This is a genomic window from Humitalea sp. 24SJ18S-53 (assembly GCF_050632385.1).
GTDB lineage: Bacteria > Pseudomonadota > Alphaproteobacteria > Acetobacterales > Acetobacteraceae > Humitalea.
In genome coordinates, this window is record NZ_CP192599.1 from 1,126,250 (window position 1) to 1,150,336 (window position 24,087).

Here is a 24,087-nt window from a genome sequence, read left to right on the forward strand (position 1 = left end):
GCGCCGGAACGCTAGGAGCAACGCTATCCGCCCCGCAAGGGCCGATCAGGCGGCCTTCACCCGCTGTGGCGCGCGGGAGGACAGGTTATGGGCGGACGCGATGGCGCCCAAGGCCTCCAGCAGCACCGGTCGAAGGTCGGGCGCCACTGGGGCGAGTAGTTCCGCCTGCACCCGTTCAACCGCCGGTTCCACCGCGCGCAGCAACGCGGCGCCGGCTGGCGTCACGCGCAGCAGGCGCACGCGGCGATCTGCGGGGTCGGTCGTGCGATGCAGCAGGCCGCGCGCTTCCAGCGCCGCCCCCAAGCGGGCGGCGTTGGACCGGTCCAGCCCGATCAGGCCGGCCATGGTGATCTGGTCGAGCCCGGGCTGCGCCTCGGCGGCGCGCAGCACGGCGTATTGCATCGGCGTCAGGTCAAAGGGCGCGCAATGTTCCAGGAACAGCCCGACCGCGATCTGCTGGCAACGACGGATCAGATGGCCGGGGCGTTCGTGGACGAGGGGGATCACTCGGCGGCGAGCGCCTGGATCTGCGTGCCCCAGCCATACTGCCGGTCCAGGCCCAGCGCCTGCACGATGGCCAGGCCCTTTGCCAGGTGGTCGGGCTTCAGCGCCGTCAGCGGGCGGCGCAAGTCGCCGGCCGGCAGGCCCACCGCCTTCATCAGCGACTTCACGGCGACCGGATTGATCGCCGAATAGGTGAAGTGAAGCAACGGCAGCATCCGCAGGTAGGTGTCGCGGAACACCACCGATTGGGCGGGGTCTTTCCATGGCGTGGACAGAAGCGCCATGCCGGCGGGGTCGAGGTTGCCCGTCATGTTCGCGGTGCCGTGCCCGCCGAGGCTCATGGTCGGCACGACGAGGCCCAGGTTGGGGCTGTCGCAGCACATGACCGCGCCGTCCGGCTTCGCCGCCAGCACTTGCGCCACCTGTCCGACGCGCGTGGTGCTTTCCTTGAGCACGACGATGTTCGGGTGCTTCAGCAACCGCAGCAGATGGTCCCAATGCAGGTCGGTTTTGACGCGCGGCGGGTTGTTGTAGATGCCCAATGGCAGGTCGGTCGCATCGGCGCATTCGGCGAAATACGCCTCGATGTCGTCCTCGGGTGCGCAGATATAGGCGGGCGCGGCCAGGATCGCGCCATCGGCGCCGTTGGCGCGGGCGTGGCGCAGATAGGCGATGGTCGCCTCGGTGGACGAGCCGGTGCAGCCGTAGAAGAACTTCATCCGGCCGTCTTTCATGGCGGCGGTCTTCTGGACGATCTCGCGGCGCTCATCGGGCGACAGCATCGAGACCTCGCCGGTGGACCCCATGATCAGCACGGCGGAGGTGCCGTTGTTGGCATGCCAGTCCAGCAGGGTGCGGAAGGCGCCGAAATCGACCGCGCCATCGGCGTTGAACGGGGTGATCAGGGCGACGAACGACCCTTCGATACGCATCTTGGTCATGGTGGCTGCTCCATCCGATGGGCCAATCTGCGATCGAAGGCGGCCTGGATCAAGCCGGGCGTTGACTTTCACGCCCTCGTTGCCCCAGCGTACCGCCTCACGGCCAAAGGCTTTGCATGGACGGCCTGTTCCCCGTCGTCGCGCATATCGGCGAGGTTTTGGCGAGCGACCCGGTCGGCGGGCGCTATCACCGCCTGCTGATCGACGCCCCCTCCCTGTCTGCCTCGGTGCGACCCGGCCAGTTCTGTCACCTGCTGTGCCCGGGCGTGTATCTGCGCCGGCCGATGAGCGTGTGGCGCGCCGGTCCGGGCGAACCGCTGGGCTTCCTGTTCCGCGTGGCGGGGGAGGGGACCGCGGCGCTGGCTGCCTTGCGGCCCGGGCAGGCACTCGATGCGATGGGCCCGGTCGGGCGGGGCTTCACGCTCGATCCCGGTTGGCGCCGCATCCTGATCCTCGCCCGCGGCGTCGGGCTGGCGACGCTGTCGTTGTTGGCGCTGCGGGCGGCGGCCCAGGGTATCGCGGTGACCGCGGTGCTTTCGGCCCGCGAACCGGCCGACCTCATGCAGGCGGCCTTCACCGGCGACCTGTCGATGGATGTCCACGCCGTATTCGACAGCGACGGCTCCAGCGCCCCCGATGCGGTGGGCGCGTTGCTTCAGGGCGACATCGCCGCCCGCCGGCCCGACGCGGTCTTCACCTGTGGGTCCGACCGCCTGCTGCGGCTGCTTCAGGCGATTGCCGGGCGAGAAGAAATTCCGGGTGAGGCTGCGATCGAACAGCGGATGGGTTGTGCCCTGGGCCTGTGCTTTTCCTGCGTGCGTCGCATCGTAACCGCTGACGGTCCGCGCGACTTGCGGGTGTGCCGCGAGGGGCCGGTGTTCGACTTGCAGGCGATCGAGGCATGGTAGACCTCTCCGTCCAGATTGGTGGGTTGCGCCTGGCGAACCCGGTGATGCCGGCCTCGGGCACGTTCGGGCCTGAGCTGGCCGATGTGTTCGACCTGAACCTGTTGGGCGCGCTGGTCACCAAATCGGTGACGCCGGAGCCACGCCGCGGCAACCCGACCCCGCGCGTGACCGAAACCGGCCAGGGATTGCTGAACAGCATCGGCATTCCGGGCAAGGGCATTCCCGCCTGGCTGGCCAAGGACCTGCCCGTTTGGCGGCGGTTCACCGCCCCCCTGGTCGTCAGCCTGTCGGCACCCTCGGCCACTGCCTTCGGCGAGGCCGCGCGGGCATTGAGCGTGCCGGGGGTCGCGGCGATCGAGGCCAATATCTCCTGCCCGAACCTGGAGGCGGATGGGCGCGCCTTCGCCGCCGAACCCGGGCCGGCCGCCGTCGCCATCGCCGCGATCCGTGCCGCGACCGGCCTGCCGGTCTGGGCGAAACTGTCGCCCAATACCGGGGATATCGCTGCCGTCGCGCGTGCCTGCGAGGCTGCTGGCGCCGATGCGTTGGTCGTCGCCAATACAATCCTGGGGCTGGCGATCGACCTCGACACCATGGCCCCCGCGCTTGGTGCTGGGATGGGTGGTTATTCCGGACCTGGGTTCAAGCCAGTCGCGCTGCGGCTGGTCTGGCAATGCGCCCAGGCTGTCCGCATTCCGGTGATCGGCTGCGGTGGGATAACGACGGGGACGGATGCGGTGGAATTCATGCTGGCGGGTGCCGCCGCCGTGCAGGTCGGCACCGCGACCTTTGTCCAACCAGGCGCGATGCTGCGCGTGACCGAAGGCATCACCGATTTCTGCGCCCGGCGTGGTGTTCTGCGCGCGGCCGACCTGACCGGACGCGCCCTGCCCAGCGCCCGCCCCATGGCCGCCGAATGAACGCCATCCCGCCCCGCACCGACGAAGCCGCTTTGGCCGCGCGCTTGCTCGATGCCTTCGCCTCGGCTGGCCTTGATCCCGCGGGTGGCTTCACCCGCCCCGCCTGGGGGGCTGCCGAAAGCGCTTGCCACGCCATCCTGGCCGAGGCCGGCGCATTGCACGGCCTGGCTGCGCACGCTGATGCGGTCGGTAATCTGTGGTTGGCGCCGCCCGGTTTGGGCGATGTGCCGGCGCCGGCGGCTGGATCGCACCTGGACAGCGTGCCGCGCGGCGGCAATTTCGACGGCGCGGCCGGTGCCGTCGCCGGGCTGATCCTGGCGATCCGCGCCGCCCGTGCCGGGCTCCCATTTCGCGCGGTGGCGCTGCGGGGGGAAGAAAGCCCCTGGTTCGGCGCCCCCTATGTCGGCACCCGCGCGGCTTTTGGCGCGCTGGACGCGACTGAGCTGGCGACGCCCCGGCGCGGGGGCGGCGCCACACTGGCCGATTGCATCGCCGCGGTGGGTGGCGACCCGGCACAGGCCGGGGCGGGCGTGCCGCTGCCGGAAATCCTTCGGGTCTCGGCTTTCTGGGAATTGCATATCGAACAGGGTCCGGTGCTGATCCACCGAGACCTGCCCGCCGCCGCTGTCGGCGCCGTACGCGGGCATTTGCGCCTGCCGGCCGCGCGCTGCATCGGCCAGGCCGGGCATTCCGGCGTGGTTCCCCGCCATCTGCGGCACGATCCAGCCATGGCCGTCGCGGCCCTGCTGATGGATCTGGACGACGTCTGGGCACGACAGGAACAGGAAGGCGCAGATCTGGTCGTCACCGCCGGCGTGCTGGCGACCGAGGCCGATGAAGCCACGGCCACGCGCATTCCCGGCGAGGTTGGTTTCGCCCTCGACATCCGCAGCGCCAGCCCCACGACATTGGCTGACGTGGAACGTTTTCTGGATGCGCGCTGCCGCGAAATCGGCACCCGGAGGGGGGTGGCCTTTGACCTTGGCCGCGCCGTGCGGGCCGCCCCCGTGGTGCTGGATGCGACGCGGGCCGCGGCCATCGCCGATGCGCTGCCCAAACCCCATTCGATGCCCAGCGGCGCTGGCCACGACGCCGCCGAATTCGCCCGGCGGGGCGTTCCCGCGGCAATGGCCTTCGTCCGCAACGCCAATGGCAGCCACAACCCGGCTGAAGCGATGGAGATCCCCGACCTGATGGCCGGGATCGAGGCGATGTGGCGGGCAGTGCTGGTGGTGGAGCGGGGCTGACCACTGTCGCGGTGGTGGGCCGGTTCACCAAGCGGGGCGCGTTGACCCTGCCGGCGCGGTGTCCGCCGCTCACATTTTCGCGGCCTGACCGCCACATGCTGGCAAGCCCCGCCCCGCCGGCCCAAACTGCCCCGGCAATTGGGGGCACACATGGCACTGAGGGCTTCGATCGCCGACATCATGGTCGCCAACCGGCTGCGGGGGGCGGCGGCTGCCGGCGTCTCGGCGGCCGACATCAATTTCGCCCAAAGCACGGACATGGCGCCGGAGGATGTTGCGGCATTGCGCGCGACCACCCGGGCGCATGGGCTCTGCATCATCCTGCGCTGCCCGAAGAAGGGTGCGGTCGCGTTTCACGGCGTCTTTCGCCCCAAGCGCTGGGCCGATGGGCACGATTCCCAAGGCAATACGGTCAAGAGCGGCCTGTCCGGCATCGGCATCCACCCCGAGGGCGGCAACATCTTCGTGTCGGACTACGACATGATGAGCCTGTGGGTCGCGGCGGGGGGCGGCGGCTATCGGAAGATCTTCTGTTCCTCGACCGTTCCAGGGCGCGATCGCGGGCATTGGCCGCGTGAGGCGCTGGAGACGGTTCGTCGGCTGAACGCCGGGCTGATCAGCCCATTGCAGCACGGCGCGCAGGACGACTTCACCCCGGCGGTAAATCACCCGCACCCCGGCGTCAGCCGCGACGGCCGTTTCGCCGCGATCCGCGAAGGGGAGGCGACCTATATCGAGGGCATGGCAGCCTGCGCCGCCTACTACGCACAATGGGGACTCTACTGGCCCTATGACGGGCAAGGGAAGTTCACCAAGGCGGCTGCGGCGCCGGTTTAAGGTCTGTGGGGATTTAGGATTCCCTTGCGGCGTCGGATGTGATTCACGCTGTGGATGGACCGCTATGTGCTGACGGACGCCCAATGGGCGAAGATGGAACCGCATTGTCTTGGGAAGCCGACCGATCCGGGACGGAGCGGGAGCGACAATCGGCTTTTCGTGGAGGCGGTGCTGTGGATCGCGCGGACGGGCAGCCCGTGGCGTGATCTGCCGGCGATGTTCGGCAATTGGAGCACGGCGTTCCGGCGCTACAGCGACTGGCGCAAGGCGGACGTGTTCGTGAGACTTTTCGAAGCCTGTTCGGATGAGCCGGATATGGAATACGCGATGATCGATGCCACGATCGTCAAGGTCCACCGCCACGGGCAGGGCGCAAAAGGGGGACTCAAAGCCAGGCCATAGGCCGCTCCAAGGGCGGTATGACGACCAAAATTCTCGCGCTGACCGATGCGCTCGGCAATCTGGTGCGCTTTGAACTGCTGCCAGGGCATCGGTTCGATACTGCCGGCGTTGAGCCGCTGCTCGATGGCGTCGATTTCGGCGGTCTCATCGCCGACAAGGCCTTCGACAGCAACACCATCATCGCCGACCTCAACGCCCGCGGCGCCAGCATCGTCATCTCGCAGCATTCCCGACGCACCAAACCGCTGCCGCTTGATCGCGCTCTCTACAAATGGCGGCACCTCATCGAGAACTTCTTCTGCAAGCTCAAGGAGTTCAAACGCATCGCCATGCGCGCCGACAAAACAGACCATAGCTTCTCAGCCATGATCTATCTCGCCGCAGCCGTCATCAACTCCAGATGAATCCCCACAGACCTTAGGCCGGCACCATGCTGCGCCGCGTCAGTTCCGCCGCGACCCGGCCGGTTTCGTCCAGTGGTTGCCGCGGCACCGCCGGCGACCCCGTCACCAGAGGCCGCGCCTGGCCTGCGGCGAAAAGGCTTTCGGCCAGCCGGGCATGCCGCGGCGCATCGCCTGTCGGCGCAATGAAGATGGCGGCGCTGGTCGCCAGTGCCTCGCTGATCATCGACACCGAATCGCCGCTGACGATGATGGCATCGGCCCAGGCCAGGATTCCGGCGTAGGGATTCGCGCCAGGATCGCCCCAGGCGAAGAGCCGATGCGGATGGGGCGCCAGGCTGTCGGCGACGGCCCGGGCCGCCGCATCGCCGGTGCGCCGGCTCGTGCTGGCCAGCACGCTGCCGCCCATCGCCACGGCCTGCGTGGCCAGGGCGGCCGCTGCCCCCGGCGCCATGCCGACGCCGCGCACCGGCCCGCCCAACAGCAGCCCGATGCGTGGGCCGGGCAGGTCGCCCAGCACCGCCCAATCCTGTCGCGCGGTGGCCAGGCGGTCCGGCGACATCCGGTGCATCGCGCCCAGGATCGGGAACACATTTTCGGCCGGCTGCACGGCGTCGTGCTGGCCCACCACCATCAGGTCCAGCGACCGGGCGCCGAAGCCCGGGCGCATCGCATGCACGGTCTTCGCCCCGCGCGCCCCAAGCCAAAGGGCGACCGGCGCCGAGCGCCGCCCGGCGGAAATGACCAGCCTTGGCCAGGGCGGCACCATCAGGGCCCGCGCCGCCGGGGTCAATCCGGCCAGGCTCGGCCAGGGCATCGGCAAGGCCGCCAGCGGGCCCCATTCCAGCGGCAGGACGCGGAACGGGCGGCCCAGCCGTTCGGCCAGGCCCAGCGCCTGGGCCGCCGTCCCGGCACGCGGATCGGCCAGGACCCAGACCGCTTCCGCGTCCTGCGTCATTTACGCCACGCCGCCCAATGGCTAACTGGATGCCAGAGGAGAACCCCACCCGCCATGGCCCTGACCCACGCCTCCGACTGGGATCGCGATGCCGCGCTGACGACGGCCCGCATCCTGCTTGAAATCAAGGCGGTGAACTTTCGCCCGGAGGAACCCTACACGTTCACCTCCGGCTGGAAATCGCCCGTCTATATCGATTGTCGCCGCATCATCTATTTCCCCCGCGCCCGCGCCCGCATCTGCGAGCTGGCGGTGGAGAAGATCGGCCGGCACATCGGCTACGAAACCATCGAGGCCGTGGTTGGCGGCGAGACGGCGGGGATTCCCTTCGCCGCCTGGATCTCCGACCGGATGATGGCGCCGATGGCCTATGTGCGGAAAAAGCCCAAGGGCTTTGGCCGCAACGCGCAGATCGAGGGCGATGTGCCCGAGGGCAAGCGCACCCTGCTGGTGGAGGACCTGACCACCGACGGTGGGTCGAAGATCCGCTTCGCCAATGCGCTGCGCGATGCCGGGGCGATCTGCGACCATACCTTCGTCGTGTTCTTCTACGGCGTGTTTCCGGGCGCCTTCGAAACGATGAAGGAAATGAACCTGACGCTGCATCACCTGTGCACTTGGTGGGATGTGTTGGAGGTCTGCCGCGAGCGTCCGTATTTCGAGGAATCGGCGCTGAAGGAAGTGCGCAAGTTCCTGGAGGACCCGGTGTCCTGGTCGCGCGCGCATGGCGGCATCGGCGGGGTGGGCGAAGCCAAGGGCGAGGAGTAATTTTTTGGCGCGCGGCCGGGTTCTCGGTGTCGCACTGATCGCGGCCCTGCCGGCCGTCGCGCAAACACGCCCGCAACTGACCATCGGCATCACCCAGTATCCGGCGACGCTGCACCCCAATATCGAGCAGATGGCGGCGAAATCCTATGTTCTGGGTTTCGCTCGCCGGCCGCTGACCACCTACGACGCAGACTGGCGCCTGGCCTGCATGCTCTGCGAAACCCTGCCGTCGCTGGATAACGGGCTGGCGGTGCGGGAGACGACGCCCGATGGCAAGGACGGGCTGCGGCTGACCATGCGACTGCACGCCGATGCGCGTTGGGGCGATGGGACCCCGGTGTCGTCGGAGGATCTGCGCTTTGCCTGGGACGCCGGGCGCGCGTTCGAAACCGGCTTTGGTGGCGCCGAGTTCTATCGCAGCGCCTATGAACTGATCGTGGTCGATGACCGCACCATCACGCTGCGCTTCGACCGCGTGACCTTCGATTTTGCCTCCATGGGCGATTTCCAGCCGCTGCCCGCGCGGATCGAACGCCCGCGGTGGGAGGCCGATCGCGCCGCTTATCGCAGCCGCACCGCCTATGACACTGAAAGCACCAACCCGGGGCTGTGGTCGGGGCCGTATCGCGTGACGGCGACCACGCCCGGCAGTTCGGTGGCCCTGGCGCGCAACGACGCCTGGCTGGGCACCCGCCCGGCCTTCGACCGCATCCTGATCCGCACCATCGAGAGCACGCCAAGCCTAGAGGCCCAGGCGATGACCGGCCAGGTGGACATGATCGCGGGCGAGCTGGGGTTGCCGCTCGACCAGGGGATCGCGCTGGCCCGGCGCGCGGCGGGGCGCTTGCGGCTGCATGTGCAGCCGGGGCTGATCTACGAGCATATCGACCTCAACCTGGACAATCCGCTGCTGGCGGATGTGCGGGTGCGGCGGGCGTTGCTGCTGGCCTCGGACCGCGCGACCATCGCGCAACGGTTGTATGAGGACCGCCAGCCGGTCGCGAACGGGCCGATCCATCCGCGCGACCCCGGCTATGATTCCACCCGGGCGCCTGCCCCCTTCGACCCGGCCGAGGCCGCCCGCCTGCTTGACGCTGCCGGATTCGTCACGCGCGGGCCGGATGGCGTCCGTCGCAACGCGGCCGGCGAACGCCTGTCCTTCGAATTCATGACCACCGCCGGCAATCGTGGGCGTGAGCAGGTGCAGCAGGTGCTGCAAGGCCAGTGGCGCAGCGCGGGCATCGAGGTCCGCATCCGCAACGAACCCCCCCGCGTGTTCTTTGGCGAGACGATGTCCCGCCGCCGTTTCACCGGACTCGCGCTCTACGCCTGGATCTCGGCGCCCGAGAACGTGCCGCGCAGCACGTTCCATTCCGACGAGATCCCCCGCGCCACGCGCAACTGGTCCGGACAGAACTACCCGGGCTTCCGTGACGCCGAGATGGATGCGTTGTTGGAACGCCTTCCCATCACGCAGGACTCCACCGAACGCTTGCCGCTCTGGGCGCGGTTGCAGGCGATCCTGGCGGAGCAGACCCCGGTGCTGCCCCTCTGGCACCGGGCGGATGCGCATCTGTGGCCGGTGTGGCTGGATGGCGTGCGGCCGACGGGGCATCTGGCGCCGTCGTCGCTGTGGGTGGAACAGTGGCGGGTGCGCTGATCCGGCGTGCCGGCCAGATTTCTGTTGCGTTGGTGGTGCTGTCCTTCGCGGCCTATGTGGCCATCGGCCTGATGCCGGGCGATCCAATCGATCTCGCAATTGCAGCCGATCCCCGAATGACCGCGTTGGATGCCGAAAGGCTGCGTGCCCTGCATGGGCTGGACCGGCCTATCATTGCGCGCTGGTGGGACTGGTTTTTGCGCGCAGCGGCGGGCGATTTCGGGCATTCGCGGCTGTATGCCCGGCCGGTCGCCGCCGTGCTGGGGCCGGCCCTCGGTGGCACGCTGGTGCTGGTCGGCATCGCGTTGCTGATCGCGGTTGGCGGCGGCGTCGCCCTTGGCATGCTGGCGGCGCTGCGCCCGCGCTCCGGGCCGGCCGTCGAGGCGCTGTCCGTCCTGGCCCAGGCGGTCCCGGCCTTCTGGCTCGGCATCCTGCTGATCATCGGCTTCGCCCTGGGGCTTGGCTGGCTGCCGGCGGGCGGCGTGCCCGACCAGGGTCAGGCCGCCTGGCGATTTCTGGTGCTGCCCGTCGCCACCCTGGCCATCGCCAACCTGGCTGCCTACGCGCGCCACACCACCGCCGCGATGGTGGGCGTGTTATCGGCGCCCTGGATCGTCACCGCCCGCGCCCGTGGAGCTGGTGAGGCACGGATTGCCTGGACCCATGCCCTGCCCAACGCCGCTGTGCCGATCCTGCAGGTCGCGGCGCTGGATGTCGGCGCGCTGATGGGCGGCGCGCTGGTCACCGAAACCGTCTTTGCCCGTCCCGGCATGGGCCGCCTGCTATACGAAGCCGTCATGGGCAACGACCATCCGTTGGCGCTGGCCGCCGTGCTGCTGGTTGCCTTGGCGACCATGCTGGCGACGGCGGCGGCGGATGCGGCGCAACGGGCGATCGACCCCAGGATCGACGGGTGAACGCGCGGCTTGGTGCAGGACTCGGGTTGTTGGGCGGGCTGGCGTTGCTGGCGCTGGCCGCGCCGGTCGCGGAGCATCTGTTGGGCCACGATCCGTACCAGCCCGACCTGTTCGCCCGCTACGCGCCGGCGTCGGGCACGCATCCGCTCGGAACCGATGAACTCGGGCGCGACGTGTTGTTGCGCCTGCTGCGCGGGGCGCGGGTGTCGCCGGCTGTGGGGCTGGCGACGGCGCTGGTCGCGGCCGCGCTCGGCGCGCTGGTCGGGTTGCTGGCGGCGTGGCGGGGTGGGGCCGTCGATGCGGCACTGATGCGGCTGGCCGATGGGCTGCTGGCGCTGCCCGCGCTGCCGTTGCTGGTGGTGCTGGCCGGCGCTGACTTGTCCGGCATCGGGCTGGCGCCGGACCTTGCGGGCGGCGACATCATCCGCATTGTCGCGGTGCTGGCGCTGTTCGGCTGGATGGGCGTCGCGCGCCTGGCGCGGGCGGCGGCGCTGGGTACCTTGGCGCTGCCATACGTCCGGGCGGCACGCGCGCTGGGTGCGTCCGAGGCGCGGGTGCTTGTGCGGCATGTACTGCCGGCGCTGGCCTCCCCGGTCGCGGTTGCGACGGCGCTGACCGTCGCGGGCGCGATCCTGGCGGAAAGTACGCTCTCTTTCCTTGGCCTTGGCATCCGGCCGCCGCTGTCGTCCTGGGGCAATATGCTGGCCAATGCACAGGAGATGGTGCTGGAAGCCCCCTGGCAGGCGGTCTGGCCCGGTGCCTGCATCGTGGCCGCCGTCGCGGGGGCGGGTTTGGTCGCAGATGGGCTGCGCGGGCGGTAGCCGCGGGGCGCGCAGGGGTTTAGGGTCTCGCCGCCATCAGACTGAGGATAGCCGCCATGACACCCCCCGCCGCGCCGCTGCGCACCAATTCCCCGGCCGCCCGCGACGTCGCCTATGCGCTGCATTCCTACACCGACCACCGCGCCCATGAGGCTGGCGGCCCGCTGATCATCGCGCGCGGCGAAGGGGTGCGCGTGTTCGACGACCAGGGGCGCGATTACATCGACACCGTCGCTGGGCTGTGGTGCGCGTCGCTGGGCTTTTCGAACGATCGCCTGGTCGCCGCCGCGACGAAGCAGATGAAGGAACTGCCATTCTACCATTCCTTCACCGGCCGTTCGCATCTGCCGATGATCGACCTGTCGGAGATGCTGATCGAACGCGCGCCGCTGGCGAATGGCGGCGAGCGGATGAGCAAGGTGTTCTTCGCCAATTCCGGCTCCGAGGCGAACGACAGCGCGCTGAAGATGATCTGGTACTTCAACAACGCTATCGGGCGCCCGCAGAAGAAGAAGATCATCAGCCGGATCAAGGGCTACCATGGCGTCACCATCGCAGCGGCGTCGCTGACCGGGCTGCCGAACAACCACAAGCTGTTCGACCTGCCGATCGCCGGCATCTTCCACACCACCACGCCGCATTTCTACCACGGCGGGCAGGAGGGTGAGACGGAGGAAGCTTTTGCCAGCCGCTGCGCCGATGATCTGGAGGCGATGATCCTGCGCGAGGGTCCGGACACCGTCGCGGCGATGTTCGCGGAACCGGTGATGGGCGCGGGCGGTGTGATTGTCCCGCCGCGCACCTATTGGGCGAAGATCCAGGCGGTCCTGCACAAGTATGACGTCCTGCTGGTCGCCGACGAAGTGATCTGCGGCTTCGGTCGTACCGGCAACTACTGGGGCTGCCAGACCTACGATATCCGGCCGGACATCCTGGTCTGCGCCAAGGCCTTGTCATCAGCCTTCCTGCCGATTTCCGCGGTGCTGGTCAGCGACCGGGTCTACCAGGGCCTGGCGGATGGGTCGCAGACCGTCGGCACCTGGGGTCACGGCTTCACCTATTCGGGCCACCCGGTCGCCGCGGCGGTCGCGGTCGAGACGCTGAAGATCTACGACGAGATGGACATGGTCGGGCATGTGCAGCGTGTCGGTGCGCATCTGCAGGCCGAACTGTTCCGCCGGTTCGGCGATCATCCGCTGGTCGGCGAGGTTCGCGGCGTGGGCATGGTCGGCGCCATCGAATTTTCGCCCGACCGCGCCGCGAAGGCGAACTTCGATCCCGCGCGCAAGATCGGCGCGCGCTGCGTCAAGCTGGGCGAAAAGCACGGCGTGATCCTGCGCATGACGCCGGGCGACAGTATGGCGATCAGCCCACCGCTGGTCATCACCGAGGAGGAGGTGGATGTGATGCTCACCCGCTTCGGCAATGCCGTGGATGAGTTGGCTGTTGAATTGCGGCGGGAGAGCCTGGCCGCCGTCTGACGCAGACGCGGCTGTTAAGACGGAAGTGAGCGCCGCCCAGTAACGGTCCGACCCGATGGGCGGCGCACATAACATGATGACGGACGGCGGCGGTTGGCGCACCGCCGTGGCCCGGGTCGGCGTCGGCCTGGCGCAGGGGATCGCGCTGTTCATGCTGTCGCGCCTGCTCGGGGCCGATGAGCATCCGGCATCGCCGGTCGTGATGGCCGTGTTTGGCATGCTCGTGGCTATGCTGCCGCCCTGCGTGCTGGTCGCGCTCGGTCATATGCGGGGGCGATCCCTGGCGGTGTGGGTCCTGGTCATCGCCGTGGTGCTGACCGGCATCGCGGTCCATGGCGCGCTGAACGCGGTCGGTGGCAACCCGGTGCCGTTCTTCGCGGGTACTGCGGCGCTGCTGTTCATCGCACAGGCCCTGGTGACCGCAGCCGATCGGCAGGGTGGTCCGATCGCGGCCTATGGGCTGTATTTCGAGATCGCCTGGCGCAACGGGCTGTTGTTGGCGCTGGCGCTCGCCTTCCTTGGCGCCTTCTGGTTGCTGCTCTGGCTGGGGGCCACGCTGTTCGCGGCGATTGGCATCGGCCTGCCATGGCGCATCCTGGCCGAGCCGGAATTTTTCGTCCCGGCCACGCCGACCGTCTTCGCGGCCGGGGTGCATCTAGCCGATGCGCGTGCGGGGCTGGCGCGTGGCATCCGTGTCATCCTGTTGACCTTGCTCGCCTGGCTTTCGCCGCTGCTGGCGCTGATCGTTCTGGGGTTCCTGGCGGCGCTGCCCTTTACCGGCCTCGCGCCGCTTTGGCAGACGGGCCATGGCGCAGGGGCGCTGCTGTGCGTCGTTCCGGTCCTGGTGCTGCTGGTCAACGCGACCTACCAGGATGGGGCGCCGGATGCGGCGACGCCGGCTATGCGTTTGCCGCCTTGCGGCCGGGGCGTTGGATGGCGCCGCTGGAGGCGACCAACCTTACAACCGCCTGCGTGGTCGTCGCGGTGCTGTTGGCGCTGCTGACCCCGCTGGCCGATCCGGTGCGGATGTCGGTTGCGGCGCAGCTCCGGCGGCTGGACCAGGGGCGCGTCACGCCGGAGGCGTTCGATTTCCAGTTCCTGCGGTTCGACGCCGGCCGCGCGGGTATCGAGGCCCTGGAACGCTTGCAGGCCCGTGGCGGGATCGGGGCGGACGGCGCCGGGGCGGCGCTACAGCAACGCCAGCGCCGGGATCCGGACCCCGTTCCGTTGGCGATCCCCGCCTTCCCCGCCGGTCGCGTGGTGCCGCACGACGTGCTGGCGCTATCGGCGGTGCGGGCGCTCCGATGCGATGACACTGCCAACCATTGCGAGGCGATTTTCATCGACCTCGACGCCGATGGCGCCGAGGACATCCTGCTCCGCGTCGGTATGTTCGCAATCCTGCTGCAAGCCTCGTCCGACGGCGCATGGCGCGAAGCCGGAACGCTGAGCATTTTCTGCGCCGGCGACGCCCAGGCCCTGCGCGAGGGCCGGTTTACCCTGGCCGCCCCCGCGTTTCGGGACCTCGATATGGGTCGCCACCGGCTGCGGCTGTCGCAGCCCGACGTCTGCCCCTAGGAGGGACGTTGCCGCGCGGGGCGCCGACTGATACGCGCGCTGGGACCATGACCGATCGCCCCCCCTTGCCAGCCTGGCGCTGCGCTGCATTTCCGCTGGCCGTTGGGTTGGCGATCGCGCCCCCGGTGGCCGTGCTGCAGTCCAAGGCGATGGCGCCCTTGGCTTTGGTGACGCTGGCGTTGGTGGTGGTGGCGCATCTGCGGGCGGGGCGCGGCCTGCCTTGGCCGAAGGCGCCCTTGGCTTGGCTGGTCCTGGCGCTGGGTGGGTTCGGCATGCTGTCGGCGGCCTGGGCGGTCCTTCCGGGCTATGCGTTGCAGGCGGGGGCGGGTGTCGCGGGCCTTGGCCTATTGGGCGGGGCCGCCGCCCGCGCCATCGCCGCCGATACGCCCGAGCATCGCGCCATGGTCGGGCGGGGGGTATTCTGGGGCGTACTGGTGGGACTGGTGGTGGCCTTGACCGATGCCGCCACTGGCAATGCGCTGCGCGCGGTGGTTCGCCTGGGTTATGTGCCGCGCGATCTGGCGACGGGGCTGAAGCCCGCGGCCTCGGTCCTGGCGCTGCTATTGCCTTTGGCGGTGATGGTGCCGACGCGGCTTTGGGCACGTTGCGCCGTCGCGGTGGCGGGAATCGGCGGGGTTATGCTGCTGCCAGGCGATACCGCCCGCCTGTCGGCGGTCGCGGGGGTGGCGTCGCTGACTATCGCATTGGCGGTTCCGCGTCTGGTGCGCCCGGCGATGGCCGGGTTCCTGGCGTTGCTGCTGCTGGCTGGACCAGTGGCCTTGGGGGTCGTGCTGGCACGCGGTGTACCGGCCGATCGACTGCCGGTGTCGGCCGCGCATCGGTTCCTGATCTGGGATTTCGCCGATGCGCGTATCGCCGAACGCCCAATGTTGGGCTGGGGGTTGGAATCGTCACGCCAGATGCCCGGCGGCAAGGGGCAGGCGTCAGCGGAAGCCCTGACTCGTTTCGGCCTGACCAGCCCGCAGCACCGCGAATGGTTCGCCAATCCCGCCGCGGAGATGATGCCGCTGCATCCTCACAATTTGGCACTTCAGGTCCGGCTGGAACTCGGCTGGCCGGGGGCGGTCCTGGCCGCCGGCGTCGCCGTCGCGGCGGCGATGGGGGCCTGTGTCGCCGGGCTGGGGGTGCTGGCCGCGGCCTCGGTGAGCGCACTGTTGTCGTTCGGTGCGTGGCAGATGTGGTGGCTGGGGTCGATGGCGCTGGCCGCCGTGGCGGCAGGGGCGATTCAGCCCCGGCGCACCACGTAGTCCCCGGCTTCCAGCGCGGCCACGATGGCATCGCCCTGGGCCACGTCGCGGACCTCGATCATCAGTTCCAACTCGGCGGTCTGCACCGACGGGGCCGCGAACAGGCGCTGATGGCTGACTTCGATGACATTGCCGCCGGCGGCGGCGACGCGGGTCGCGATATCGGCCAGCACGCCGGGGCGGTCGGGGATGTCGAGGTGCAGCCGCAGGATGCGCCCGTCGCGCAACAGGTTGCGCAGCAGCACATTGGCCAGGATGCGCGGATCGATGTTGCCGCCGCAGACAGGCGTGCCAACGGTCTTGCCGGCGAAGCGTTCGGGGAAGGCTAGCACGGCGGCCAAGCCTGAGGCGCCCGCACCTTCCGCCACCACCTTCGCGCCCTCGGCCAACAGCGCGATCGCATGTTCGACGGCGCGTTCCGGCACGATCAGGATCTCCGTGCCGAGCGCCCGCAGAATCGCCAGCGGCACTTCCCCTACATCACGCACCGCGATGCCCTCGGCGATGGTCGGGCCGCCGACCTCGACCGGCACGCCGGCCAAGCGCTGCGCCATGGCGCGATAGCCTTCGACCTCCACACCGAACACCGGCAGGCCGGGGGCGATGCCCCGAGCCGCGACCGCGCAACCGGCGAGCAGCCCGCCGCCGCCGACGGGAATCACCAGCGCGTCGAGGCCGGGGTAATCGGCGATCATTTCGAGCGCCATGGTGCCCTGGCCCGCGATCACGGCGGGGTCGTCATAGGGGTGCAGGAACACCTGCCCGCCGGCGGCCGCCATGGCATGTGCGTGGGCGGCGGCTTCGGCCAGGGTATCGCCGTGCAGTACGACGCGGGCGCCGAAGGCCTCGGTCCGCAGCACTTTGTTCGCCGGGGTGAAGCGCGGCATCACGATGGTCGCGGCGATGCCTGCCAGGGTCGCGTGCCGTGCCACGGCCTGGGCGTGGTTGCCGGCCGACATGGCGATCACGCCCGCGGCCCGTTCGGCGGGTGTCAGCAGAGCGATGCGGTTTGCCGCCCCGCGTTCCTTGAAGGCACCCGTCGCCTGCAGATTGTCCAGTTTCAGCACCACCGTCGCGCCGGTGGCCCGGGCGATGGCGGCGGGGGCGATGCAGGGCGTGCGCAACACCTGGCCGGCGATGCGGCCGGCCGCCGCCTGGATGTCGGCCAGTGTCACCGCGGCTGCGGGCAAAGCGTCCAACATCAAACGTAGCGGATGGCGGTGATTTCCACCGATCGCGCGCCGCCCGGCGCCGGCACTTCCACCGTGTCGCCGATAGACTTGCCGATCAGCGCGCGCGCCAGCGGCGACGTGTTGGAGATCGAGCCATTCTTCATGTCAGCCTCATACTGGCCGACGATGCGATAGGTTTTCTCGTCTTCGTTTTCCTCGTCGATGATCGTCACATGGGCCCCGAAGCGTACCTGTTCGGGCGACATGCGGGTCACGTCGATGACCTCCACCGAGGGGACCACGCCTTCCAACTCGGCGATGCGACCCTCGATGAAGGACTGGCGTTCGCGGGCGGCGTGGTATTCGGCGTTTTCCGACAGGTCGCCATGGGCGCGCGCCTCGGCGATGGCGCGGATGACGGCCGGGCGTTCGTCGACCTTGAGCTGGCGCAATTCATCCTCAAGCCGCGCCAAGCCTTCGGGCGTCATCGGAAACTTTTGCACAGGCGGTCTTTCCTCTCCCATCAGGGATAAAATGTATCGTGCGACACAACGACGTTACGGGGGGAAGCGTTGCCTCCCCCCGCCCCGCGCCATCAGAACGATTGTGTAAAGTAGGACTGCAGCGGGGCCACATCAAGCGTGCCGGCGCGCAGGGCGGCAACGGCGTGTACCGCCGCCCGGGCCCCCGCCATGGTGGTGAAGTGCGGTATGCCATGGGTCAGCGCATTGCGCCGGATGTCGAAGCTGTCGTTGACCGACTGCCCGCCGCCGGTGGTGTTGATGACCATCTGGATGTCGCCCGACTTCATCGAGTCCACGCAATGTGGCCGGCCCTCGGCGACTTTATTGACCACGGTGCAGGCAATACCGGCGGTCCGCAGCTTGGCCGCCGTGCCGCGTGTGGCCAGGATATGGAAGCCCATGTCCACCAGGCGCCGGGCGATGGTGGCGACATGGCCCTTGTCGCTGTCCTTGACCGACACAAAGGCGGTGCCGGTCGTCGGAAGGCTGACGCCGGCGCCCATCTGGGCCTTGAGGAAGGCGCGTTCGAAACTCGCGTCCAGCCCCATGACCTCACCGGTCGATTTCATCTCCGGCCCCAGGATGACATCGACATTGGGGAAGCGGTTGAAGGGGAAGACCGCTTCCTTGACCGCGACATGGCGCGACACCGCGTCGTCATCCAGGCGGAATTCGGTCAGCAGCGCGCCGGCCATGACGCGCGCACCGATCTTGGCGACCGCCACACCCGTTGCCTTGGCCACGAAGGGCACGGTGCGGCTGGCGCGTGGGTTCACTTCCAGGACGAAGATTTCGCCGTCCTTGACGGCATACTGCACGTTCATCAGCCCCACGACCTTCAGCGCGCGGGCCATCGCCTCGGTCTCGGCGCGCAGTTCCGTGATGATGGCGGGGGATAGCGAATAGGGCGGCAGCGAACAGGCGCTGTCGCCGGAATGGATGCCGGCTTCCTCGATGTGTTCCATCACGCCGGCGACGTAGACATTGCCCAGGCGGTCGGCGATGCAATCCACATCGACCTCGATCGCGTCGGCCAGATACTGGTCGATCAGGATCGGGTTTTCGCCCGAGACTTTTACGGCTTCCGCGCCGAACCGCATCAACTGCTCACGGTTGTGCGCGATCTCCATCGCGCGGCCGCCAAGCACGTAGGAGGGGCGAACGACGACCGGATATCCGATGCGCTCGGCCTCGATCGCGGCTTCCTCCAGTGTGCGCGCGGTGCCGTTCTGCGGCTGCTTCAGGCCGAGGCCCTGCAACAGGCCCTGGAAGCGTTCGCGGTCCTCGGCGATGTCGATCGCTTCGGCGCTGGTGCCGAGGATCGGGATGCCGGCCTTGTGCAGCGCCTGGCTCAGCTTCAGCGGCGTCTGCCCGCCATACTGGACGATGCAGCCGAGCAGGGTGCCGTTTTCCTGCTCGCGGCGGATGATGGCGACCACATCCTCCGCGGTCAGGGGTTCGAAATACAGCCGGTCGGAGGTGTCGTAGTCGGTGCTGACGGTTTCGGGGTTGCAGTTGACCATGATGGTCTCGAACCCTGCTTCCTTCAGCGCATAGGCGGCGTGGACGCAGCAATAGTCGAACTCGATGCCCTGGCCGATGCGGTTCGGCCCACCGCCGAGGATGATGATCTTCTGGCGGTCGGTCGGGCGGCTTTCGCAGACCGGCGGGCCGAAGCCGCCTTCGTAGGTGGAATACATGTAGGAGGTGTCGGCGCCGAATTCGCCGGCGCAGGTGTCGATGCGCTTGAACACGGGCATCACGCCCAGCGCCTCACGCGCCGTGGTGACGGCGGCTTCGGTGCTGTTGGTCAGCGTGGCCAGGCGGCGGTCGGCGAAGCCCATCGCCTTCAGCCGGCGCAGGTCGGTCGCATCGCGGGGCAGGCCATGGGCGATGACCCCGGCCTCGGCGCGCACGATGTCCTGGATCTGTTCGAGGAACCAGGGATCGAAGCGGCAGGCTTCGTGGATCTCAGCAACCGTCAGGCCGGCGCGGAAGGCCTGGGCCACGACCAGGCTGCGGTCGGGGCGGGGGATCGCCAGGGCCGCGAAGTACGCATCCTTGCTGCCATCGCCCGGCACCGGGAAATCATCGAGCCCGGAGAGCCCGGTTTCCAGCGAGCGCAGCCCCTTCTGGAAGGCCTCGGCGAAGCAGCGGCCGATGGCCATGGCTTCGCCGACCGACTTCATGCTGGTGGTCAGCGTGGCCGGCGTGCCGGGGAACTTTTCGAAGGTGAAGCGCGGGATCTTCACGACGACGTAGTCGATGGTCGGTTCGAACGACGCCGGGGTGACGCGGGTGATGTCGTTCTTGAGTTCGTCCAGCGTGTAGCCGACCGCGAGTTTCGCCGCGATCTTGGCGATGGGGAAACCCGTCGCCTTGGATGCCAGGGCCGAACTGCGCGACACGCGCGGGTTCATCTCGATCACCACCACGCGGCCATCGGCCGGGTTGATGCCGAACTGCACGTTGGATCCGCCGGTATCGACGCCGATTTCCCGCAGGCAGGCGATCGAGGCATCACGCAGCCGCTGGTATTCCTTGTCGGTCAGGGTCAGCGCCGGGGCGACGGTCACGCTGTCGCCGGTATGGATGCCCATCGGGTCCAGGTTCTCGATGGCGCAGATGATGATGCAATTATCCGCGGTGTCGCGGACCACCTCCATCTCGAATTCCTTCCAGCCCAGCACGCTTTCCTCGACCAGCACTTCGCTGGTCATGGAGGCGGCGAGGCCGGAGGCGACGATCTGCTCGAACTCCTCGCGATTATAGGCGATGCCGCCGCCGGTGCCGCCGAGGGTGAAGGACGGGCGGATGACGCAGGGGAGTTTTACGATCTCCAGCCCCGCGCGGGCTTCTTCCATCGTGTGGGCGATGACGCTGCGCGGGCTTTCGATGCCGATCTTCGACATCGCGTCGCGGAACTTCAGCCGGTCCTCGGCCTTGTCGATGACATCGGCCTTCGCGCCGATCAACTCGCAGCCGTATTTTTCCAGGATACCAGCCTCGGCCAGTTTCAGCGCGGTGTTCAGCGCGGTCTGCCCGCCCATGGTCGGCAGCAGCGCGTCGGGGCGTTCCTTGGCGATGATCTTCTCGACCATCTCCACCGTGATGGGTTCGATGTAGGTCGCATCCGCCAGCCCCGGATCGGTCATGATCGTGGCGGGGTTGGAATTCACCAGGATAACGCGATAGCCCTCCGATCGCAGGGCCTTGCAGGCCTGGGCGCCGGAATAGTCGAATTCGCAGGCCTGGCCGATGACGATCGGGCCGGCGCCGATGATCAGGATGGATTTGATGTCGGTGCGCTTGGGCATGGGTTGGGCCTTACGGAGTTTTCTTGGGCCGGGGCACGGTGGACCGGACCCAGAACAACAGGACGGCGATGAGGCCCGCGGTGATGCCAGCGAGCACCATCAGCAGGGTCATCTGAATGGACATGTCGACGACCTGCCCGGGATCTGAGCGGATGGTCGCGACCTGGGCGGCGACGACGCCAGCCATCACCGCGAGGGGAGCGGCGAAGGCGGCAACGACCCGCGGCATCAGCCTGGCGAAGACCGCATAGACCGGCAGGGACACGATAAACATGCCAATGACGACGATCAGGCCGAGTGCAAGGACCGTCGCCATCAGACCCGGGCCCGCGCGAAGAATGTCCACAGCAAAAGCCCGGCCATGATCGGCCCGACGATCGCCAGCACAAAGGGCGGCATCAGGATCAACAGGTGCAGCGTGTCGCTGTCGGGCGGCATCAGCCGCGCCGCCACGGCGACATAGGCGAAGCCCAGCAGCATCGCCGCGACCGGCGCCAGCAAGGCAGCGACGACGCGCGGCATCCACTGGCGCAGCCCCGCCTGGACCAGAAGCGAGACGCCGAGCAGTACGGCGGTCACGACAAGGACCTCGGCAGCCAGGGGGAGCATTCAGCGCCTCCCGTCGAGGGCCAGCTTGCCCGCCAGCAGCGTCAGTGCGATGCCCATGACCCACCGTTGCGCCGAGAGCCAGGCCGGCCGCGTTGCCAGGAACCGCGCGACGCGGCCCGCGCCCAGCAGGAGTGCCGCGTCGAAAAGCGTGCAGATGATGATCTGGATGCTGCCGAGCAGCAGAGCCTGCCAGAACAGGCCACCGAGGGCAGGGTTCATGAAGGGCGGCAGCACCGCCACGTAGAACAGCGCGACTTTGGGGTTCAGCACCGCTGTCGCGACACCCACGCTGAACAGCCGTGCGTCGGATTCCACCGGCATCGGGCGTGGCGCGAAGATCGGCTGGCCGCCCGGCCGGATCGATTGCCAGGCGAGCCACAGCAGGTAGGCCGCCCCCCCGAGGCGTAGCGCGTCATAGGCCAAAGGCACCGCCAGCAGCGCCGCCGTGACCCCCGCGGCGGCGCCCAGCATGATGATCCCGCTGCCAGCCTGGCAGCCCAGCAACGACACGAGCCCGGCCCGGCGCCCCTGCGTCAGCGTGCGGCTGACCAGGTAGAGCATGTTCGGCCCGGGCGTTGCCGCCAATCCGACCGACAGCGCCGCGAAGGCCAGGAGGGCGGCCGTGTCCATCAGCCCTGGACCGAGAACCCGCCATCGACCGCGATCGAGGTCCCGGTGACGAATTTCGCGCTGTCGCTTACCAGGAAGGCGGCGATGCCGGCGAAATCGGATGGGTCGCCCCAGCGCTTCATCGGCGTGCGCGCCAGCACCGCGTCATTCAGGGTCGGTACGTCGCGCCGCGCACCCTGGGTCAGTTCGGTGTCGATCCAGCCGGGCAGGATGGCATTCACCGTGATCTTGTCGGTGGCCCAGGCGGTGGCGCAGGCCTTGGTATACTGCACCACGGCGCCCTTGCTGGCGGCATAGGCGGGGCTGAAGGGCATGCCGAACAGCGACAGCATGCTGCCGATGTTCACGATGCGCCCGCGGCCGCTGGCGGCCAGAGCCGGATGGGCGGCACGGCTCATGCGCATCAGCGCGGTCAGGTTGATGTCCAGCACCGCCGCCCAATCGGCGTCGGACACCAGTTCGGGCCGGACGCGGCGGTTGGTGCCGGCATTGTTGATAAGGATGTCCAGCCGCCCGGCCTGGTCCAGCACATGCGCCATCAGCCGCTCCGCCGCACCCGGTGCCGTCAGGTCGGCATGGATGGCGATGGCGTGTTCGCCCAGTTCGGCCAGGGCGGCCGCGTTCTTGGCTTCATCCCGCGCGGCGATGACCACGCGCGCGCCACAGGCCGCGAGGCCGCGCGCCATGCCCAGGCCGATGCCGCCATTGCCGCCGGTGATCACGGCGACGCGGCCCTTGAGGTCGAACAGGTTCATGCGCGGGGTCCCATCATGTCGATGAAGCGGCCGAAGAGATAATGACTGTCGGTCGGGCCGGGGCTGGCCTCTGGGTGGTATTGAACGCTGAAGGCGGGCAGGCGGTCGCTGGCGATGCCTTCATTGGTGCCGTCGAATAGGCTGGTGTGGGTCACCCGCACGCCCTCCGGCAGGCTGGCCGGGTCTACGGCAAAGCCATGGTTCTGGGAGGTGATCTCAACTCGCCCGGTCGCCAGATCCTGCACCGGATGGTTGGCGCCGCGGTGTCCGCGATCGAGCTTGAACGTCTTGGCGCCCAGCGCGCGGGCCAGCAACTGATGGCCAAGGCAGATGCCGAATACGGGCACCCCTGCGGCGAGCACGGCCTGGATCGCGGGCACGGCATAGACACCGGTCGCCGCCGGATCGCCCGGGCCGTTCGACAGGAACACGCCGTCTGGCTTGTGGGCCAGGATATCCTCGGCCGTTGCCGTGGCCGGCAGCACCTTGACCGCGCAACCGGCCGCGGCCAGGCAGCGGAAGATGTTGCGCTTGGCGCCGTAGTCCATCGCGACCACGCGAAACGTCGGCGTGGCCTGGGCGCCATAGGCGTTTGTGTCCCAGTCCCAGGCGCTTTCGGTCCAGTCGTAGGCTTGGCGGCAGGTCACTTCCTTCGCCAAGTCCATGCCCTCCAGCCCCGGCCAATCAGCGGCCATCGCGGTCAGGGCGGGAATGTCGAAGCGCCCGTCGGCCGGGTGGTGGATCACCCCCGTCGGTGGGCCGCCGTCGCGGATGCGGATGGTCAGCGCCCTGGTATCCACGCCGGCGATGCCAGGGATGCCGTGGCGCGTCAGCCAGGCGCGCAGGTCAAGCGTGGAGCGCCAGGACGCCGGTGCCGTCGGGTCGGCCTTGACGATCAGACCACGCGCGGCAGGCGTCGCTGCTTCGATATCGTCCGGGTTGCAGCCGGTATTGCCGATGTGCGGGAAGGTGAAGCAGATGCTTTCTGCCGCGTAGGATGGGTCGGTCAGGACCTCCTGATACCCGGTCATCGAGGTATTGAAACAGATCTCCGCGACCGTGGTCGCGTGTGCGCCAAAGCCGCGTCCCCAGAACACAGTGCCATCTGCCAGCACTAGGGCGGCGGTGGCGCCGTGGGGAGGGGAGGGGGGCATCGCGGGTTCCTTGGTCGGGAGGGGCTCAGGCGCGGCCGTTGGCTCGGTCTGGGGCAGGTCGGCCAGCGTCAGCCCTGTCGCCGCCAGGACCCGCGGCCAATGCCGGGGCGGAATGGCGCGGGCTTGACGCCATTTGCGGATGGCCTCGGTGCCGACGCCGCAACGGGTTGCGGCGGCCTCGGCGCCGCCGAGCAAGGTGAGGATGTCTTCGACGGTGGCCATCAGCGCATAATGCGGGAAATACTTTCCCGGGGCAAGCGAAAGCAGTGGGTCCCAGTGGTAAATCACTTCCCAATCGGCTCCGGCCATGCCAAG

The 24,087-nt window shown here is 68.7% G+C and carries 23 protein-coding genes and 1 pseudogene; 13 read left to right on the top strand and 11 right to left on the bottom strand.

Going from position 1 to position 24,087, the window contains the following annotated elements; genetic code table 11:
- Window positions 1–45 precede the first annotated feature (45 nt).
- Window positions 46–507, bottom strand: coding sequence for a MarR family winged helix-turn-helix transcriptional regulator (locus ACQW02_RS05495; protein WP_431284267.1), 462 nt, complete (start codon window positions 505–507; stop codon window positions 46–48).
- Window positions 504–1,445, bottom strand: a complete 942-nt coding sequence (locus tag ACQW02_RS05500) for a 4-hydroxy-tetrahydrodipicolinate synthase family protein (RefSeq protein ID WP_431284268.1) — start codon at window positions 1,443–1,445, stop codon at window positions 504–506. The genes ACQW02_RS05495 and ACQW02_RS05500 overlap by 4 nt, the downstream gene beginning before the upstream one ends.
- A 116-nt stretch (window positions 1,446–1,561) precedes the next feature.
- Here ACQW02_RS05500 and ACQW02_RS05505 point away from each other — a divergent pair, with 116 nt between their 5' ends.
- From ACQW02_RS05505 to ACQW02_RS05525, 5 genes and pseudogenes are all read left to right on the top strand, one after another.
- Window positions 1,562–2,353, top strand: a complete 792-nt coding sequence (locus ACQW02_RS05505) for a dihydroorotate dehydrogenase electron transfer subunit (protein WP_431284269.1) — start codon at window positions 1,562–1,564, stop codon at window positions 2,351–2,353.
- The gene (locus tag ACQW02_RS05510; RefSeq protein WP_431284270.1) at window positions 2,347–3,273 is read left to right on the top strand and encodes a dihydroorotate dehydrogenase; all 927 of its coding nucleotides are present in this window, start codon (window positions 2,347–2,349) and stop codon (window positions 3,271–3,273) included. Before ACQW02_RS05505 ends, ACQW02_RS05510 begins: the two co-directional genes overlap by 7 nt.
- Window positions 3,270–4,520: a hydantoinase/carbamoylase family amidase gene (locus ACQW02_RS05515; RefSeq protein WP_431284271.1), complete on the top strand. Its 1,251-nt coding sequence runs from the start codon at window positions 3,270–3,272 to the stop codon at window positions 4,518–4,520. Before ACQW02_RS05510 ends, ACQW02_RS05515 begins: the two co-directional genes overlap by 4 nt.
- A gap of 150 nt (window positions 4,521–4,670) precedes the next feature.
- Window positions 4,671–5,357 carry a hypothetical protein gene (locus tag ACQW02_RS05520; RefSeq protein ID WP_431284272.1) on the top strand — a complete coding sequence of 229 codons (687 nt, stop codon included), beginning with the start codon at window positions 4,671–4,673 and terminating at the stop codon, window positions 5,355–5,357.
- 93 nt (window positions 5,358–5,450) lie between these two features.
- Window positions 5,451–6,163: pseudogene (locus ACQW02_RS05525) on the top strand (IS5 family transposase).
- A gap of 13 nt (window positions 6,164–6,176) precedes the next feature.
- Here ACQW02_RS05525 and ACQW02_RS05530 read toward each other — a convergent pair.
- Entirely contained in the window at window positions 6,177–7,118 is a 942-nt protein-coding gene (locus ACQW02_RS05530) for a mitochondrial fission ELM1 family protein (RefSeq protein ID WP_431284273.1), read from the bottom strand.
- Window positions 7,119–7,172: 54 nt separating this feature from the next.
- On the opposite strand from ACQW02_RS05530, the gene ACQW02_RS05535 reads away from it, so the two are divergent.
- The 8 genes from ACQW02_RS05535 to ACQW02_RS05570 all read left to right on the top strand — a co-directional run bounded on the left by ACQW02_RS05535 (window position 7,173) and on the right by ACQW02_RS05570 (window position 15,611).
- On the top strand, window positions 7,173–7,886 hold the full coding sequence (locus tag ACQW02_RS05535) for an orotate phosphoribosyltransferase (protein WP_431284274.1): 714 nt from the start codon (window positions 7,173–7,175) through the stop codon (window positions 7,884–7,886).
- A 4-nt stretch (window positions 7,887–7,890) separates the two neighbouring features.
- Window positions 7,891–9,546: a peptide ABC transporter substrate-binding protein gene (locus ACQW02_RS05540; protein WP_431284275.1), complete on the top strand. Its 1,656-nt coding sequence runs from the start codon at window positions 7,891–7,893 to the stop codon at window positions 9,544–9,546.
- A complete protein-coding gene (locus ACQW02_RS05545; protein ID WP_431284276.1) occupies window positions 9,531–10,463 on the top strand; it encodes an ABC transporter permease in 933 nt (310 codons plus the stop codon). Before ACQW02_RS05540 ends, ACQW02_RS05545 begins: the two co-directional genes overlap by 16 nt.
- A complete protein-coding gene (locus tag ACQW02_RS05550; protein ID WP_431284277.1) occupies window positions 10,460–11,284 on the top strand; it encodes an ABC transporter permease in 825 nt (274 codons plus the stop codon). Before ACQW02_RS05545 ends, ACQW02_RS05550 begins: the two co-directional genes overlap by 4 nt.
- Window positions 11,285–11,340: 56 nt before the next feature.
- The gene (locus tag ACQW02_RS05555) at window positions 11,341–12,765 is read left to right on the top strand and encodes an aspartate aminotransferase family protein (RefSeq protein ID WP_431284278.1); all 1,425 of its coding nucleotides are present in this window, start codon (window positions 11,341–11,343) and stop codon (window positions 12,763–12,765) included.
- Between the two features lie 73 nt (window positions 12,766–12,838).
- A complete protein-coding gene (locus ACQW02_RS05560; RefSeq protein ID WP_431284279.1) occupies window positions 12,839–13,768 on the top strand; it encodes a hypothetical protein in 930 nt (309 codons plus the stop codon).
- Window positions 13,699–14,343 (top strand): hypothetical protein, encoded by a 645-nt coding sequence (locus tag ACQW02_RS05565; protein ID WP_431284280.1) that lies wholly within the window; start codon window positions 13,699–13,701, stop codon window positions 14,341–14,343. The genes ACQW02_RS05560 and ACQW02_RS05565 overlap by 70 nt, the downstream gene beginning before the upstream one ends.
- A 47-nt stretch (window positions 14,344–14,390) precedes the next feature.
- Window positions 14,391–15,611 carry an O-antigen ligase family protein gene (locus tag ACQW02_RS05570; protein WP_431284281.1) on the top strand — a complete coding sequence of 407 codons (1,221 nt, stop codon included), beginning with the start codon at window positions 14,391–14,393 and terminating at the stop codon, window positions 15,609–15,611.
- On the opposite strand, the gene ACQW02_RS05575 is transcribed toward ACQW02_RS05570, so the two are convergent.
- From ACQW02_RS05575 to carA, 8 genes are all read right to left on the bottom strand, one after another.
- Complete coding sequence (locus ACQW02_RS05575; RefSeq protein WP_431284282.1) at window positions 15,590–16,813, bottom strand: threonine ammonia-lyase; 1,224 nt, start codon at window positions 16,811–16,813, stop codon at window positions 15,590–15,592. The genes ACQW02_RS05570 and ACQW02_RS05575 overlap by 22 nt on opposite strands.
- The gene (gene greA / locus ACQW02_RS05580) at window positions 16,813–17,286 is read right to left on the bottom strand and encodes a transcription elongation factor GreA (protein ID WP_431284283.1); all 474 of its coding nucleotides are present in this window, start codon (window positions 17,284–17,286) and stop codon (window positions 16,813–16,815) included. The genes ACQW02_RS05575 and greA overlap by 1 nt, the downstream gene beginning before the upstream one ends.
- Before the next feature lie 92 nt (window positions 17,287–17,378).
- Window positions 17,379–20,624: a carbamoyl-phosphate synthase large subunit gene (carB, locus tag ACQW02_RS05585; protein ID WP_431284284.1), complete on the bottom strand. Its 3,246-nt coding sequence runs from the start codon at window positions 20,622–20,624 to the stop codon at window positions 17,379–17,381.
- Between the two features lie 10 nt (window positions 20,625–20,634).
- Window positions 20,635–20,940 carry a hypothetical protein gene (locus tag ACQW02_RS05590; RefSeq protein ID WP_431284285.1) on the bottom strand — a complete coding sequence of 102 codons (306 nt, stop codon included), beginning with the start codon at window positions 20,938–20,940 and terminating at the stop codon, window positions 20,635–20,637.
- Entirely contained in the window at window positions 20,940–21,233 is a 294-nt protein-coding gene (locus tag ACQW02_RS05595) for a hypothetical protein (RefSeq protein WP_431284286.1), read from the bottom strand. Before ACQW02_RS05595 ends, ACQW02_RS05590 begins: the two co-directional genes overlap by 1 nt.
- Window positions 21,234–21,863: a LysE family translocator gene (locus ACQW02_RS05600; RefSeq protein WP_431284287.1), complete on the bottom strand. Its 630-nt coding sequence runs from the start codon at window positions 21,861–21,863 to the stop codon at window positions 21,234–21,236. It abuts the gene before it with no gap.
- Entirely contained in the window at window positions 21,863–22,618 is a 756-nt protein-coding gene (locus tag ACQW02_RS05605; RefSeq protein WP_431284288.1) for an SDR family NAD(P)-dependent oxidoreductase, read from the bottom strand. Before ACQW02_RS05605 ends, ACQW02_RS05600 begins: the two co-directional genes overlap by 1 nt.
- On the bottom strand, window positions 22,615–23,997 hold the full coding sequence (gene carA / locus ACQW02_RS05610; protein WP_431285864.1) for a glutamine-hydrolyzing carbamoyl-phosphate synthase small subunit: 1,383 nt from the start codon (window positions 23,995–23,997) through the stop codon (window positions 22,615–22,617). The genes ACQW02_RS05605 and carA overlap by 4 nt, the downstream gene beginning before the upstream one ends.
- Window positions 23,998–24,087: the final 90 nt, after the last annotated feature.